12 protein-coding genes and 1 tRNA gene are annotated in these 15767 nt (G+C 48.4%); 8 read left to right on the forward strand and 5 right to left on the reverse strand.

The annotated features are described in order from the left end of the window. Positions 1–70 precede the first annotated feature (70 nt). From lpxA to ACAW87_RS17895, 4 genes are all read right to left on the reverse strand, one after another. Positions 71–862, reverse strand: a complete 792-nt coding sequence (lpxA, locus tag ACAW87_RS17880; RefSeq protein ID WP_370725006.1) for an acyl-ACP--UDP-N-acetylglucosamine O-acyltransferase — start codon at positions 860–862, stop codon at positions 71–73. Continuing rightward, entirely contained in the window at positions 859–2253 is a 1395-nt protein-coding gene (locus tag ACAW87_RS17885; protein WP_370725007.1) for a bifunctional UDP-3-O-[3-hydroxymyristoyl] N-acetylglucosamine deacetylase/3-hydroxyacyl-ACP dehydratase, read from the reverse strand. The genes lpxA and ACAW87_RS17885 overlap by 4 nt, the downstream gene beginning before the upstream one ends. 106 nt (positions 2254–2359) lie before the next feature. Further along, the gene (lpxD, locus tag ACAW87_RS17890) at positions 2360–3382 is read right to left on the reverse strand and encodes a UDP-3-O-(3-hydroxymyristoyl)glucosamine N-acyltransferase (RefSeq protein WP_370725008.1); all 1023 of its coding nucleotides are present in this window, start codon (positions 3380–3382) and stop codon (positions 2360–2362) included. Positions 3383–3595: 213 nt separating this feature from the next. Further along, a complete protein-coding gene (locus tag ACAW87_RS17895) occupies positions 3596–4837 on the reverse strand; it encodes an HD domain-containing protein (RefSeq protein WP_370725009.1) in 1242 nt (413 codons plus the stop codon). Positions 4838–4953: 116 nt separating this feature from the next. Here ACAW87_RS17895 and ACAW87_RS17900 point away from each other — a divergent pair. The 3 genes from ACAW87_RS17900 (at position 4954) to ACAW87_RS17910 (ending at position 7045) form a co-directional block, all read left to right on the forward strand. Continuing rightward, positions 4954–5027 (forward strand) — tRNA-Ile (locus tag ACAW87_RS17900). Positions 5028–5164: 137 nt separating this feature from the next. After that, positions 5165–6334, forward strand: coding sequence for a tyrosine-type recombinase/integrase (locus tag ACAW87_RS17905; RefSeq protein WP_370725010.1), 1170 nt, complete (start codon positions 5165–5167; stop codon positions 6332–6334). Between the two features lie 111 nt (positions 6335–6445). Continuing rightward, positions 6446–7045, forward strand: a complete 600-nt coding sequence (locus tag ACAW87_RS17910; protein WP_370725011.1) for a master DNA invertase Mpi family serine-type recombinase — start codon at positions 6446–6448, stop codon at positions 7043–7045. A 291-nt stretch (positions 7046–7336) separates the two neighbouring features. Here the strand turns inward: ACAW87_RS17910 and ACAW87_RS17915 are convergent, their stop codons facing one another. Next, positions 7337–7756, reverse strand: coding sequence for a response regulator (locus tag ACAW87_RS17915; protein WP_370725012.1), 420 nt, complete (start codon positions 7754–7756; stop codon positions 7337–7339). A gap of 206 nt (positions 7757–7962) precedes the next feature. Here ACAW87_RS17915 and ACAW87_RS17920 point away from each other — a divergent pair, with 206 nt between their 5' ends. The 5 genes from ACAW87_RS17920 to ACAW87_RS17940 all read left to right on the forward strand — a co-directional run bounded on the left by ACAW87_RS17920 (position 7963) and on the right by ACAW87_RS17940 (position 15475). Further along, positions 7963–8802, forward strand: coding sequence for an MBL fold metallo-hydrolase (locus ACAW87_RS17920; RefSeq protein ID WP_370725013.1), 840 nt, complete (start codon positions 7963–7965; stop codon positions 8800–8802). A 49-nt stretch (positions 8803–8851) separates the two neighbouring features. Beyond that, on the forward strand, positions 8852–9613 hold the full coding sequence (locus tag ACAW87_RS17925; RefSeq protein WP_370725014.1) for a patatin-like phospholipase family protein: 762 nt from the start codon (positions 8852–8854) through the stop codon (positions 9611–9613). 320 nt (positions 9614–9933) lie between these two features. Beyond that, entirely contained in the window at positions 9934–13125 is a 3192-nt protein-coding gene (locus tag ACAW87_RS17930; protein ID WP_370725015.1) for a SusC/RagA family TonB-linked outer membrane protein, read from the forward strand. 82 nt (positions 13126–13207) lie between these two features. Beyond that, the gene (locus ACAW87_RS17935; RefSeq protein WP_370725016.1) at positions 13208–14854 is read left to right on the forward strand and encodes a SusD/RagB family nutrient-binding outer membrane lipoprotein; all 1647 of its coding nucleotides are present in this window, start codon (positions 13208–13210) and stop codon (positions 14852–14854) included. Positions 14855–14899: 45 nt separating this feature from the next. Beyond that, a complete protein-coding gene (locus ACAW87_RS17940; protein WP_370725017.1) occupies positions 14900–15475 on the forward strand; it encodes a hypothetical protein in 576 nt (191 codons plus the stop codon). Positions 15476–15767: the final 292 nt, after the last annotated feature.

Genomic DNA, 15767 nt, shown 5'->3' on the forward strand with positions numbered 1-15767 from the left:
GTCGAGTAATAGCTCACAGGGCTTCTACATGGTTGCGCGTTCAGCCAGAAGCGCAACTGTAAACTTTGCTTTATTCTCCGCTTCCGCCACCGGGGCCTTTCATGATTCCTCTCTCCGAATTGCGAATGAAGTTGAGTACTTCGTCGCGCTCGGCCGTGGCCGGAATGTCGAGTTCGATACGGTTCATTGCTTCGGCGTTATTATAACCGCGCAGGAAGACGTACCTGTAAATTTCCTGAATCTGATTGATTTGCTCATTGCTGTACCCCCGGCGACGCAAACCGATTGAGTTGATACCTGCATACGAGAGCGGTTCACGAGCAGCCTTTGTAAACGGAGGAACGTCTTTCCTGACCAGTGACCCGCCCGAGACCATGGCGTGTGGGCCCACTTTAACAAATTGATGTACTGAACTTGACCCGCCAATGATGGCCCAATCGCCCATGTGTACGTGGCCTCCCATTTGCACATTATTTACAATGATGCAGTGATCGCCAATGCGGCAGTCGTGGGCTACGTGGGCATAGGCCATAATGAGGCAATTGGCACCAATTTCGGTTCGCCAATGCTCTTCAGTGCCCCGGCTAATGGTAGCGTATTCGCGAATGGTAGTATTGTCGCCGATGATCGCCTGCGTTACTTCGCCGTTGAACTTCAGATCCTGTGGCACTCCGGCAATAACGGCTCCCGAATAGATCTTGCAGTTCCGCCCAATGCGCGCGCCTGAGTTGATCACTGCGTGAGAGCCAATCCAGGTACCTTCTTTTATCTCAACGTCCTTATGGATAATGGCGAAAGGCTCAATTACCACATTCTGAGCGATCTTAGCTTCAGGATGGACGTAGGCTAATGGTTGAATCATTTTTTCTTGACTAGGCTCGCGATCATGTCGGCTTCGCAAACGAGTTGATTATTAACGTACCCACGTCCCTGCATTTTCACAATACCGCGTTTCATTGGTGAGCTAAACTCACAACGAAAGATTACGGTATCTCCGGGTAATACGTTGCGGCGAAACCGGCAATTTTCGATACCAATCAGGTACGGCCAGTAATTTTCGGGGTCTGGAACGGTACTCAACACCAGAATGCCTCCCGTTTGGGCCATGGCTTCCAACTGCAAAACACCCGGCATAACCGGATTTCCCGGAAAATGACCCTGGAAATAAGGCTCGTTCATGGTTACGTTTTTGATGCCCACTACGCTGTTCTCATCGAGCGCAACGATTTTGTCGATCATCTGAAACGGGTACCGGTGCGGCAATAACTGTGTGATCCGGTTAATATCAAGAACGGGTGGCTGCTTAGGATCGTATTGCGGCACCTGATTCTGTGCATTTTTTTGAATCAGTCCCTTGATCTTCTTGGCAAAGGCTACATTGGCCGCATGACCGGGGCGAGCGGCCAGGATCTGCGCTTTAATAGGTCGGCCAATCAACGCCAGATCACCGATCATGTCGAGCAGTTTGTGGCGGGCCATTTCATTAGGATAATGTAATTGCAGGTTGTTCAGAATGCCTGCCTGCCTGTTCACATCGATCTTCGGCTTGTTGAGCAAAGCGGCTAAATGGTCTAGTTCGCCTTCGTCTACATCCCGGTCAACAATTACAATTGCGTTGCTGAGGTCGCCGCCTTTAATCAGATTCTGTTTGTAAAGGGCCTCCAGTTCGTGTAGAAACACAAAAGTGCGACAAGAGGCAATTTCCTGTGAGAACAACGTCAAATCGTTCAGCGAAGCATGCTGACTGCTGATTACCTGCGAGTTATAATCAACCATTACCGTGAGGCGGTAATCATTGAGAGGCAGGGCGGCAATCTCAATGTCTTTCTCAGGATTACGGTGATGCACAAATTCGGTGATCTCGAAATACTTCCGATCGGCATTCTGCTCTTCAATACCGGCGAACTGCAGTGCCTCCACAAATTTGATCGACGAGCCGTCCATGATAGGTGGTTCGGGCCCATCGAGCTGAATCAGTACATTGTCAATTTGAAGACCAACAAGAGCCGCCAACGTATGTTCTACGGTGTGAATCCGGGCTCCGCTCTGTTCCAGCGTGGTGCCCCGCGATAAGTCGACGACGAAGTCGACGTCGGCATCAACCGTGGGTTGACCGGGGAGGTCTATCCGCTGAAATTTATACCCGTGATTGGCTGGTGCAGGCATAAACGTCATCGTTGCTGATACGCCTGTGTGCAGCCCTACACCCGACACCGAAACGGCTTTTTGAATGGTTTGCTGTTTGATATTCATAAGAGGAAGTTTCAAGTTTCAGGTTTCAGGTTTCAAGTAGCTTCGCTTTATTAACGAATCGTTGATGGGGTGGAGCTACTTGAAACCTGAAACCTGAAACTTGAAACTATATTTTTTTTTCTAAATCACTAACCCGCCGTTCTAATTCGGGCAGGCGGCGGAATATGGCTTGCGAACGCATGTTATCGCGCATTAGAAAGGCATGGGAGCCGTTCAGCGAAATACCTTCTTCCGTAATGTTTTTACCCACTCCCGACTGAGCACCTACTTTGGTGCCGTTAGCAATGGTGAGGTGCCCGGCAAAACCAACCTGACCGGCAATCACGCAATTATCGCCAATCCGGGTTGAGCCTGAAATGCCGGTTTGCGCCGCAATAACGGTATTCCTGCCGATCTCTACGTTATGGCCAATCTGAATCAGATTATCGAGTTTGGCTCCCTGTCTGATAATGGTAGACCCCATCGTGGCACAGTCGATCGTGGTGTTAGAGCCAACGCTGACGTTATCTTCCAGCACCACATTCCCGAGCTGCGGAATCGTTTTATAGGTTCCGTCGGCCTGAGGGGCGAATCCAAATCCATCCGAGCCAATGACGGCGTTGGGGTGGATAATGCAGTGTTTACCAACCACAGTATTGTCTATCAGCTTAGCGCCCGAATGAATGATCGAGTTATCGCCGATGGTGACGTTATCACCGATGTAGGTGTGTGGATAGATCTTTACGTTCTTTCCAATTTTACATTGTTTACCGACATACGCAAAGGCACCTAAATACACGCCTTCGCCCATGCAACTGCTTTCATGAACGAACGATGGTTGCTCAATACCAACCCGCGCAAAGCTGATTTGCCGATGGTATTCTTCTAATAATTGAGTGAAGGCGAGGTACGCATTTTCGACCTTAATCAGCGTAGTAGAAACTGCTTCGCGAGGCTCAAATGAGCGATCTACAATCACGGCCGATGCCTGTGTCGTGTATAAAAAAGGCTCGTATTTCAGATTGGAAAGAAAGGAAATACAGCCCGGAGTAGCCTCTTCTATTTTAGATAATTGGCTGACCTTCAGGGTGTCATTGCCGCTAATATCACCGTTGAGCAGGGCAGCGATTTGCCTGACTGTGAACTCCATAAGCGTTTGATAAGCCGGGGAATAGTACTTCGTCTAAGCAGACGTTAGGGCTGCAAGGTAGCCAACAAATTGCACTATTCGTATAAATGGTCATTTAATTCAATTTAATGTTAGCCATGTCTAAATGAGTCTTCAGTCCTCTGTCTTCAGTCTTCTGTTGCGTTGCTACTCAGCAAGCAATGTTGTGTAGCAGCGCAACAGAAGACTAAAGTCTCATTTCACCACGGCCCAATTAAGTTCTCTGGCCCAACAAACGTAGTGTCGCCTGACAATGGTGGAGAGGGCACCTATATTGGCAAGATCAGAGGCATCGGCAATGTCGCGAACAAGTCCGTTTTTGAATTTAATTCGTATCGAGTCGCCGGTGGGTAAATAGGCGGCATTGGTAGCCTGTCCCTCTACCAAAAAATAAGAGAGCTCATCGTCGGAAAGGCCTTTGGCGCGTAATTGTTGCGTCATTTCTTCGACCAGAACGGGCTGAAAAGGCTCTGTAGAGAGAATGATTTTGAACAAACGCCGATCGAGTAATAGCTGACAGAGTCGCGACAGTACGGGGTCTGAATGGGTAGCCCAGGCTTTTACGCAAGCCCAGATATCATAATCGTCAAGGCGGGTAAATGCCTGTAGGTATTCAGGATTAGAACGAAACTCGTCAATCGATATCGTTTCGCGCAGAAACATCAAAAAATCGGGCAGGGCGCTTATCGGCTCGCCATTACGGACCAGAAATCGGGCGCGGCGCAGAATTTGAACGAGCATCGATTCGCAGCAGATCGACGTCTTATGCAGATACACCTGCCAGTACATGAGCCGGCGGGCATTCAAAAAATTCTCGACACTCAATATCCCTTTATCTTCAACCACGAGCTGATCGTCGGCCAGGTCGAGCATTTTAATGATCCTTTCAGCTCCGATTGCTCCCTCAGCTACGCCCGTATAAAAGCAATCACGGTTCAGGTAATCCATTCGGTCCATATCTAACTGGCTGGAGATCAGTTGGTGAAAGAATGGCCGATGGTAAGTTCCTTCAAACATTTCGATAGCCAGTGACAACGCCCCGTTAAACTGTCGGTTTAAGTCGTGCATCAGCATCAGCGAGATTTCTTCGTGGGGTACGTCTTCCAGAATACAGCATTCCAGTACGTGCGAGAAAGGGCCGTGGCCAATGTCGTGGAGGAGAATAGCAATTTGTGCCGCCTCACATTCAGCCTCTGAGAGTTGATTTCCCTTGCTGCACAGTGTAGTAGTGGCCTGTCCCATCAGATGCATTGCGCCGAGTGCATGATGGAAACGCGTGTGCAAGGCCCCCGGATATACGTATTCTGACAAGCCCAGCTGTTTTATACGCCGAAGCCGCTGAAAGTGAGGATGTTCAACCAGGTCGAAGAGTAGTGGCGACTGAATGCTGATAAAACCGTAAACCGGGTCATTGAGTATTTTCTTCTTGTTGGCCATAGCCTAAAGGTAGTGGGTGGTTGCCGCCTTAAAAATGAAAAATTAAGACCAATTGCCATTAATTCGGCTTAAAGCTGTATTTTTGTGGTATCAGAATGAGAATAATATTCTGATAAGGGCTTGTAACTCAGTTGGTTAGAGTGCCTGACTCATAATCAGTAAGTCCCTGGTTCGAGCCCAGGCTGGCCCACAGTACAGAAGAGAATCCCCCTATACGCATGGTATAGGGGGATTCTTGCGTTTAAGGCCGGTCCTAATTTTTCCCTAACGCCCGCGTAGGCTATCTGAGCAGCTCATTTTACCCTAATTTGACCCTAGCTGTATTTTATGAAAACATCACCTATCCGACTGATAATCAAGGACGATCACGTTAAGAAGGACGGCACCTCTGCGCTGTGTCTGGAGGTGCGGCTCGACGGAAAGAAAATACGATTCCCGCTCAACATCAGCTGGTCAGTGGCGCATTTCGATAAGACTAAAGGCCGGATCAAAGCCAGGCACAAGGCTGACGTCCAGTGCAACGACTACACGCTCATCATAAAGGGAAAAGAAGCCGACCTGACGGCCATCTTCACCCATTACCGGCTGGCGAAGAAACCGCTGAGTCTGGAGCTGCTCAAAAAGGAGTATTACAACTGGCACAAACGGGAAGACTTCTATGCCTACTGGTGGACGGAACTATCGGATCGAAACCGGCGCGGTAAGATCGAGCACCCGACCTATATGTGTCATAAGGCCAGCTACAATAAAATGAAGCAGTTCAAAGCCAGCTGCACTTTTGCCGAGCTGACTCCCAAACTGATCGAGAACTTTCAGGCGTGGATGAAGGCCAAGCTGGGCAACCGGCCGGCCACGGTGCAGAAAACCCTGAAAGACGTACGTACCTATGTCAACCTGGCTATCCGGGACAAATACGCCGTCGACAATCCTTTCAAGATTATCAAGGTGCGCAACGTGGAGGTGATCAAAGAAGTGCTGACCCTGGATCAGGTGCAGCAACTGCTCGACCTCTACGAGCAAGCTGACCTGCCCCCCTCGTGGTACTGCGTGCTCCAGCATTTTCTCTTCAGTTGTTTTACCGGCCTGCGCATCTCCGACATTCAGCGCGTGAAGGCCGAACACATCATCGACGGTGCGCTGGTGTTCAATGCCCACAAGACCCGTAACTCAAAACACAAAACGCTGTCCATCCCGCTTCACCCGATCGCCCGGCGCTTCATTACCGTCAATGTCGGCCGACTCTTCGACACCTATACCGATCAATACACCAACCGGCTCCTGCATAAGATCGCCGATCACCTGGAGTGGACCACCCGAGTCAGCACCCACACCGCCCGGCATACGTTCGGTACCAACTTTATCGAACTGGGTGGCGACGTGGTCACGCTTCAGGGCTACATGGGTCATTCCAAGATTCAGACCACCATGCAGTACGTGCACCTGAGCGAGCGCAGGAAGCGGGAACAGATCAACGTCTTCGATCACTTCAATAAGTGAGGCAAGCTAACGTCCGTTTGTCTGCCCCATTTTCGGGGTATACTATGCTGCCTTAGTTTCCCCTTATAGTTGCGTATATTTAGTGGTATAAATAGGTTAAACCTTGCACCCATGATTTACGCTTACATTCGGGTATCGACTGATAAACAAACCGCCGAAAATCAACGCTACGAGATACTGAAGAAAACCAGTACAGACCGCGTACTCGTCGATGAGTGGATTGAAGAAACAGCATCTGGTACCAAAGCCGCCGGTGACCGCGCACTGGGGCCACTGCTCGCCCGGATGAAACCCAAAGACGTGCTGTATGTGACAGAACTGTCCCGGTTGGGCCGCTCGCTGATGGAAGTGATGAGCATCCTCCACACCTGCATGGAGCGCGACGTGCTCGTATATGCCATCAAGGAAGGGTACGAACTCGGCAACAACATTAACAGTAAAGTGCTGGCATTTGCCTTCAGTCTGTCGGCCGAGATCGAACGTCAACTGATCAGCCAGCGAACAACTGAAGCACTGGCTCGTAAGAAGGCCGAAGGGATGCAACTGGGCAGACCTACCGGCAGTCAGAATAAAACGGTAAAGCTGACTGGCAAAGAAGAAGCCATCAAGGAGCTGCTCCGGGCGAACGTCTCGCATTCGGCCATTGGACGGATTTTAGGGGTCGACCGCCAAACCGTTAGTTCATTTATTCAAAGCCGGGGCATTAGCTAACTTTATCAAAAGTTACAAATCTGACACATGACGAATGACGTTTATACTACCTTGTCAATGTCAACGCTTATGAAAATTGTTACAGCCAGAATACCTTCAGAGATATACAGCGCTCTGAGGCATTACAAACAAACCCGGTTAGATCAGGACCAAAAACTCACGATGAGTGAGGCGATGGCTGGCCCACAAAAATGCCCCGCAGACAGCTGTTTGCGGGGCATTTTCTATATATATCACTTTTTAACGTACCTGCCTTTAGCTTCCTGTACATCGTTGCCTCATTACTTCAGGCTAAAACCGATTGGGATGAAGGCAAAGTGACCAGTAGTCAATGATGGCTCTGAATTGCTTCTCGAGTGCGTCGTATTTTGTGGGTATTTCAAATACACCCTGAATCGTCATTTTGTAGGCGTCTTCAACCAGTGATCGATCGGCCGGGTGTGCCATGAAAATAAAGGGAATCGCCTGTCTCTTCAGTGACTCATCACTTTCAATTTCCTGTCTAAGTTGTAACCCGGTCATGGCGGGCAAACTAGTGTCGCACAGGATGAGAAAAGGCGGCTCATGATTGGTCTTTAAATGGTTGATCACGTCTTGCCCTTGGGTGAAACAGATGATTTTGTTAGGCAGTTTAATCCTGTTAAGGACATTCTGGAACAACAAATGGTCGTCGTCGTCGACAATGAGAAGAATGGGGCCTTGTAAACTCATTACTGATAAGTTGATTGATTGCCATCACAAACCAGATCACGCCTAAAAGGTTAATTAGAAAGTCTGCGACCTATTCAATGGATACAGATGTACAGAGTCGTTGCCATGGATCGATGTTCGGCTGTACCGAGAGGCAAATCAATCTGAACCGGTTTTCTGTCGATTAATTATCCGTAAGTTCGCCCATTCACTTCAACACGATAAATATGACTGTGCAGACAATTGATACCGGCCTGTTTAAACTGGATGGCGGCGCTATGTTTGGTGTCGTTCCCAAGCCGATCTGGCAACGCAACTATCCCGCCGACGAGCAGAATCGCTGTACCTGGGCAATGCGGTGTTTGCTGGTTGAGGCTCAGAATAGACTGGTTCTGGTAGACACAGGTATAGGCACCAAGCAGGACGAGAAGTTTTTTGGTCATTATGACCTCAGCGGTGATGCATCGTTGACTACATCCATTCAGCAGGCGGGTTACGCAGCCGAGGATATCACGGATGTGTTACTCACCCACCTACACTTCGATCATGTGGGTGGTGCCGTTGAACGCATAAACGATATGCTTCGACCCACATTTAAAGAAGCCGTTTACTGGACGCATCCTGCTCACCTTGCTTGGGCTATTTCTCCCAATCCACGCGAGAAAGCTTCGTTTCTACGCGAAAATATAGTGCCGTTGCAGGAAAGTGGTCAGTTGCACTTTTTTGGTGATACGTACCTGGGTATTCCGGGGCTAGACCTGATTTATGTAGACGGACATACCGAGAAGATGGCCCTTCCCAAACTGACTATCGGTGACCGTACTGTCCTATATTGTGCCGATCTGATTCCGTCAGCAGGGCACGTGCCGTTGCCCTATGTAATGAGTTACGATGTACGGCCTTTACAGACTATGTTCGAGAAAGAGCAGGTACTTAGCGAAGCGGCGGCCAACAATTGGATTCTGGTGTTTGAACATGACCCCTACATTGAGGCGGCTACTGTAGAGCGAACCGAAAAGGGAATTCGCGTACGGCAACAGGGCAATTTGGCCGATCTACTGGCTTAAACCTTCGCGTGATACAGTACGTTTGTACCGGTACATTAGCTGTAACTCTATGAAGATTGGTCTTGTATTATCGGGCGGCGGTGCACGTGGTATTGCTCATTTGGGCGTTATAAAAGCCATTTTAGAACAAGGAATTCAGATCAGTCGCTTGTCGGGGACAAGTGCAGGGGCTATTGCCGGCGCATTGACCGCAACGGGCTATCTCCCCGATGAAGCGCTTAAAATTATTGAGTCTTCTTCGCTGGTGCGTCACCTGCGCCCTGCCTGGACGCATATGGGTTTACTCCGAATTGATACAGCCATTGACTTATACCGAAAATATATTCCTAAAGATAGTTTCGAGGCGCTGAATATTCCGTTGCACGTAGCAGCCGTAGACATGAACGCCGGTGAAGTGGTGATCTTTGAAGAAGGCGAACTCATTCGGCCCATTCTAGCCTCCTGTTGTTTGCCCGGCATCTTCGAGCCGTTGCTTATCAACAAGAAACAATACATTGATGGCGGTGTGCTGAACAATCTGCCCGTAGAGTCACTGCTGGGTAAAGTTGATTACATCATTGGGTCACACTGCAACCCTTTCCCGGCTAATAAGCCGATTCGGACAGCCCGCGGCGTCATAGAGCGGAGTTTGGTGCTCTCGGTGCGAAGCCGGACAAAAGAGCGTATGGCGCTCTGTAACTTTGTTATTGAACCACCGAGTTTGGTCAATTATAGCGTCTCTGACATAAAATATGCCCGCGAAATTTTCCAGGCTGGCTATCTCCACGCTCGTACTCTCCGAATTGCAGATGCAATCACCAGTATTGTGTAAATAAGTATAATTGCTTAATTGAAATTTTGCTTCGTAGTATCAATTTGTTGATATTACTCATATTTTATTGACCTATATTTCGATTAACTATATTTATATTGTTGAAAAGTACACTAAATTTGATTATTTACTCATCTCATATTATGTTTATTTTAATTCTGTATAGATTGTATTTAAAGAATAATATTTTGTTGTTGATAGATTATTCCAAATAAAAAATTTAAAAAAGTCTGATTGTTGCTTGACTGGCTGTTATTCAATACTTAGTTTTGTTGACCTAGTAATTGATGTATTTACACTTAATCTAAAAGCCAGTTTACATGAGAAAATTACTACTTCTGAGCTTTCTGTTGGTTTGCTCGGCCTGTTCCATCAGTTTGGCGCAGGATAGAACGGTAACCGGAAAGGTCACCTCGGCCGATGACGGCGCCCCTATGCCCGGCGTATCGATTGTACTGAAAGGGACCACACGCGGGGTCAACGCGGATGCTAATGGGGCTTACTCTATTACTGTACCTTCGGGCGGTAAACTCGTATTTAGCTTTGTGGGGTCAACGCCTCAGGAAGTGGAAGTGGGTACCAAGTCAATCATTAATGTGAGCCTGGAGGCCGATAGCAAACAACTGAGCGAAGTGGTAGTAACGGCGCAGGGTGTTGTTCGCGAAAAAAGGGCGCTGGGCTACGCGGTCACAGCTGTTGACAAGAAATCGATCGAAGATCGTCCGCAGGCCGATGTAGGTCGTGTGTTACAGGGTAAAGTGCCCGGTGTAAACGTTACAGCAACATCAGGGGTATCGGGTACGGGTACCAATATTACCATCCGTGGTTACTCGTCAATCACGGGTTCCAATCAGCCTTTGTTTGTGGTCGATGGTGTTCCATTTAACTCGAATACTAATACGCGGGGGGGGTTCACTAGCGGCGGCCAATCATCGTCGAGTCGCTTTCTGGACATTGATCCAAACAACATCGAGAACGTAGTGGTCCTGAAAGGTCTGGCCGCTACAGTAACGTATGGTGATCAGGGCCGGAATGGCGTAATTCTGGTGACGACTAAAAACGGTAGCAAGAAAGCGCGCAAGACCGAATTTACGCTGACACAGTCGTTCTTCACCAACACGGCTCATTTGCCTGAGTACCAAAACAGCTACGTTGGTGGTTTCCAGCAGAACTTGGGTTACTTCTTCAGTAACTGGGGTCCAACACTGGAAGAGGCAGCTATTTACCCTTCGCAGAACACAAACACTGCATTGACAAACCACCCATATGCGTTTTTATCGGTAGCCGCTACACGGGCCGCTATGGCCGATTATGTAGCGTCGGTGAGTCCATATAAAATGCAAGTGTTCCCCAATAACGTAAAGGACTTTTTCCGGACTGGTAAAATCTCGACCACCTCGATGAATATCTCAGGTGGTGGTGAAAAAGTGAGTTACAACGTGTCGGCAGGCTACAATGATGAGGGTGGTTACATTCCGAACAACGGCCTGAAGCGTCTGAACCTGGGCCTGGGTATCAATGCACAGATGAGCAAACGCCTGACGGTGCAAACCTCGATCAATTTTGCCAACACTGATCAGTTCTCGCCGCCACTCAGCGCCGGTCAGGGAAACAACGCCAACGATTTCCCGTCGGTATTAGCCAACGTAATGTACACCCCCCGGCAGGTTGACCTGATGGGCTGGCCCTTTGCCAATCCGGCTGATGGCAGTTCCGTGTATTTCCGTAGTGGGAACGACATTCCTAACCCACGTTGGGTGCTCGAGAATTACAAAACTACCGGTGTAGTAAACCGGGTATTTGCGGCTACGACTGCAACCTATGATTTTGGCAACGATCTGATGCTGTTGTATAAAGTAGGTCTGGATACCTACGACGAAACGCAGGAGTTTAAGCTCAATAAAGGCGGTGTTCAACTGGTGAATGGGTTATATAACACGCTGAACTTCAAGAACACGATCTGGGATAATAGCCTGATTCTGTCGTATTCGAAATCACTGAACGAAAAACTGGCATTGTCAGGTAAAATTGGCGGCAACTTACGGAACGACCGCTTTAGTCAGTATAACATCACGAGCCAAAACCAACTGGCGAGAAATCTGTTCCGGCACTCGAACTTTATCGATAACGTTGCCTCAAACTTTGCTTCAGAACAAACCCGGATGGGTATTTTCGGGGAACTCACAGCCGATTACAACAACTTTCTGTTCCTGAACTTCGCTGGCCGTAGCGACTGGACATCGACGGTTGAGAAAGAGAACCGGCAGATCTTCTATCCGTCTGGCAGTATCTCGTTCATTCCTACTACAGCCTTCAAAGGTATAGAGTCGACCACACTGAATTTTCTGAAACTGCGGGCTGGTATAGGTACGTCGGCTGGTTTTCCAAATCCCTACAGTACGCGTAACATCCTCAACCAAAGTGCTCGTGGTTGGTTGAACGGTGGTACACCGGTACAGACACACTCGGTAGATAACACGTTGGGAAACCCAAACCTGAAGCCCGAGTTGCATAGCGAAGTAGAATTTGGTTTGGAAGGAAAGCTGTTCAACAGCCGCCTCGGGTTCGACCTGACTGCTTACCGTCGGATTACCCGTGATCTGATCACTAACTCGCCACTCGATGCGGCTACCGGCTATACCCAAACGACCATCAATATCGGTAAAATTCGTAACCAGGGTATCGAACTTAGCCTGACAGGCTCAATCCTGCGCGGAGGTGCCTTAGGCTGGGACGTAACGGCCAACTATTCACGCAACGAACCACTGGTAATGGATCTGGGTGGTACCTTGCAGGAGGTACAGGTAACTGGTTTTGGTTCGTCTTTGGGTAACTACGCTATTGTTGGTCAACCATTTAACATTATTAAAGGTACTGGTTTCCGCCGCAACGAGCAGGGCCAATTCCTGATCGGTAACAATGGCTATTTGCAGGCAACTACTTCTCCGGTTGTATTGGGTGACCCTAACCCGGCCTTTACAACGGCGATGATCAATGACTTTACGTACAAAGGATTGTCGTTGAGCGTGATGATGTCATACCGGCACGGTGGTGTCATGTACTCGTCAACGGCGGGTGCGCTGTTGGGTCGTGGTCTAACGGTTGATAACTCGCTGGAAGCTGGGTATGACCGGGCACAAACATTTATTTTCCCCGGTGTGAAAGCGGATGGAACGCCCAATACATCGCAGATTACAGCGTCTGACGTAGGCTTTAACAACGTTTACTTCTTCGGAGATGAAGGTCGGATATTCGATGGGTCAACCATTCGCTTGCAGGAAGTGTCGCTGTCGTACCAACTTCCCAAGTCAATTCTGACCAAAGCATTCTTCAAGGCAGCATCGATTTCAGTAGCTGGTAACAACCTGTGGTACAGAGCTGTCAATATCCCTAAAGGATTGAATCTCGACACCGATAACCTCGGTCTGGGCGTAGGTAATGGTCTTGGTTTTGAATTCCTGACTGGCCCTAGCGCCCGTCGAATTGGGGGAACATTGAAACTGACATTCTAATCCTATCAGTGAAACGAGTCTGTATGGTGTCAATCGGCATCAACTCCCGGTCACTATTTCTAATTTGTTCTCTTGTCAAAAGATGAAAAAGATATTCAAACTGTCAATCCTGGCCTTGTGCGCTGTGTTTGTTAGTTCCTGCGAATTGGATTTATTGGATAATCCAAACGCTGTAACGACCAGCAACACAGACATTAACTACCTACTCAGTCAAATTGAGCTGAGTTATGCGGGCCACTTTAATCAGGTGAGTGACCCTGGTATGCGTTTAACCCGCATGCTGAATCAGGGTGCTGCTATCTACGATAATGCTGTTTCGCCCGGTGGGCAGGACGGCACCTGGACAACGGCCTATGCAGGTATTCTGAACGACGTAAAAACGATCATTCCTATTGCCGAAGGAAGTGAACTCTTTGTTCATGCCGGTATTGCGCGTACACTACGTGCTTCGGTACTGGCCAATATGGTGGATGTATTCGGGGACGTACCTTACACAGAATCGTTAGATGCCGCCAACTTTAATCCTAAAGTTGAATCGGGCGCTACCATTTACACGGCTGCTATTGCCGATCTGGATAAAGCGATCGAAAACTTCAACGCCCGATCAAAAGCAGGAGCAACGGGTGATTTGTATTTTGCCGGTACCGTTGATAGCTGGATTCGTACGGCTAATACCATCAAGCTGAAACTGCTCTTGAACCGTCGTTTGGTTGATAAAACAGGTTCTACCAGCGCTATCAATACACTGGTAGCGGGCGACAAGCTGATCTCGACAGCGGCTCAGAATTTTATCTTCAAATACGGTACGAACCTGACCAACCCCGATACGCGTCATCCGCGTTATGCTGGTCAGTATTCACCAACGGGCGGTGGCGACTATCAGTCTAATTCGTACATGGGCACCATGTATGAGAGCAAAGGAGCGCCAGATCCACGAATGCGTTTCTACTTCTATCGTCAGGTGGTGGTGAACACGAAAGACGTGAACGAACTGCGGTGCATTAACAGCTCAAAGCCTGCGCATTACGGCAACAATGATTATTTCTGTCTGCCAACAGCAGTGGGCTATTGGGGTCGTGATCACCTGAGCAACGAGGGTATTCCACCCGATGGACTGCGTCGTACTGCTTGGGGCGTTTACCCTGCTGGTGGCTCATTCGACGATGACGCTGGCAAACCTGTAACGTTGGGCGCTGGTGCTGGTGGTGCTGGTATTCATCCTATTATGATGCGCTCTTTCGTAGACTTCATGTTGGCCGAGGCCGCGTTGCAATTAGGTGTATCGGGTAATCCAAGAGCTTATCTGAAGTCAGCTATCGAAAAATCAATGGCCGATGTTCGGACACTGGCGCTGGGAACTGGTGAAGCTGGTAAGATTGCAGCGTTTGAAGCTGCTAAAAAAATCGTCTGGGCCGATGACGTGACCAAGTATGTAGACAAAGTACTGGCTGATTATGATGCGGCTGCCACCGCTGATGCCAAAATGAACATCATCGGTACCGAATACTGGTTGGCGCTGCACGGTAACGGAGTTGAGGCCTATAATCTCTACCGCCGTACCGGAAAACCAGCTAATCAGCAACCCGCGTTGGAATCTAACCCAGGTCCGTTTGTACGTTCGTTTTATTACCCAACTTCGTTTATTGCCCGAAATGCCAATGCGAAGCAGAAAGCAAACGTATCGATTCCCGTTTTCTGGGATACCAATCCTGCTGGACTGACGAAGTAGTGACTACCCTATGTTCTACCGTTTTTTGATCTTATATCAAGTACTATGAAACGTTTCAATATGCTTGCTTTGCTGCTGGTAACAGTGGTCACGGCAATATCCTGCAAAACGCAGATGATTGATAAGTTGGATGATTTTAACCTGGAGCAGGGCGGCTACATGCGTACCGTAACTCCATTCCCGGTTGTGGCGGCCACCTTTGCGGTGAGCAAAGCCAATATGGCGGGCACCAAAATGGAGTTAGTGGCCGAAGCGGTCACGCCCAACAGCGGCGCCAATTTCTCGTCGTATGACCTGTCTATCCGGTTTGTAGATGCTACGCCAGCCAATGGAACAAAAACGACAGATATCGTCGCGCTGAAGTCATTGCCTGCTTCGTCGTATGTTAAAGACGCCAAAACCGGCTACCCGCGCACAACGATTTCTGTAACTGGAACTGAAGCATTAACCGCTACGAAATTGACGGCTGCTGATATTTCAGTTGGCGATCGATTTGAAGTTACGGCTACGATGAAACTTGCCGATGGCAAGAGTTTTTCAGCCGCTAACTCAACCATTGATATTACTGGTGGCGCTTTCTACAGCTCTCCATTCTTCTACAGAATCAACGTGATTCTGTAATCCATTAGAATAAAGGATTTGTACGGTCTTTTTTGGATATCACCATATGTGAATCCAGAAAAGACCTTTTTTCTTAGTAGATATACGAAGCAAAATTAGATAACTTTTTGATAATTAGAGATTTGTGAAAATTAGTAAAGCGAATGAATGAGAAGATTAGGTATAAATTTCTTAAATATGAAATTACAATAATATATCACAGAATAGTATAAACTTAAAATTATATTTTGCTATACTGCAGTTGAGCGGAATAAAAAGTCGGCATAGGCCAAGTTCGTTATTGCCTTCCCAC

Origin of the sequence: Fibrella aquatica (assembly GCF_041321135.1) — a bacterium.
In the GTDB taxonomy this organism is placed as follows: domain Bacteria; phylum Bacteroidota; class Bacteroidia; order Cytophagales; family Spirosomataceae; genus Fibrella; species Fibrella aquatica.

Bases quoted from the DNA above. Each gene is read 5' to 3' on its own strand.
- lpxA (WP_370725006.1), bottom strand. From the start codon at position 862: ATGATTCAACCATTAGCCTACGTCCATCCTGAAGCTAAGATCGCTCAG.
- ACAW87_RS17885 (WP_370725007.1), bottom strand. From the start codon at position 2,253: ATGAATATCAAACAGCAAACCATTCAAAAAGCCGTTTCGGTGTCGGGT.
- lpxD (WP_370725008.1), bottom strand. From the start codon at position 3,382: ATGGAGTTCACAGTCAGGCAAATCGCTGCCCTGCTCAACGGTGATATT.
- ACAW87_RS17895 (WP_370725009.1), bottom strand. From the start codon at position 4,837: ATGGCCAACAAGAAGAAAATACTCAATGACCCGGTTTACGGTTTTATC.
- ACAW87_RS17905 (WP_370725010.1), top strand. From the start codon at position 5,165: ATGAAAACATCACCTATCCGACTGATAATCAAGGACGATCACGTTAAG.
- ACAW87_RS17910 (WP_370725011.1), top strand. From the start codon at position 6,446: ATGATTTACGCTTACATTCGGGTATCGACTGATAAACAAACCGCCGAA.
- ACAW87_RS17915 (WP_370725012.1), bottom strand. From the start codon at position 7,756: ATGAGTTTACAAGGCCCCATTCTTCTCATTGTCGACGACGACGACCAT.
- ACAW87_RS17920 (WP_370725013.1), top strand. From the start codon at position 7,963: ATGACTGTGCAGACAATTGATACCGGCCTGTTTAAACTGGATGGCGGC.
- ACAW87_RS17925 (WP_370725014.1), top strand. From the start codon at position 8,852: ATGAAGATTGGTCTTGTATTATCGGGCGGCGGTGCACGTGGTATTGCT.
- ACAW87_RS17930 (WP_370725015.1), top strand. From the start codon at position 9,934: ATGAGAAAATTACTACTTCTGAGCTTTCTGTTGGTTTGCTCGGCCTGT.
- ACAW87_RS17935 (WP_370725016.1), top strand. From the start codon at position 13,208: ATGAAAAAGATATTCAAACTGTCAATCCTGGCCTTGTGCGCTGTGTTT.
- ACAW87_RS17940 (WP_370725017.1), top strand. From the start codon at position 14,900: ATGAAACGTTTCAATATGCTTGCTTTGCTGCTGGTAACAGTGGTCACG.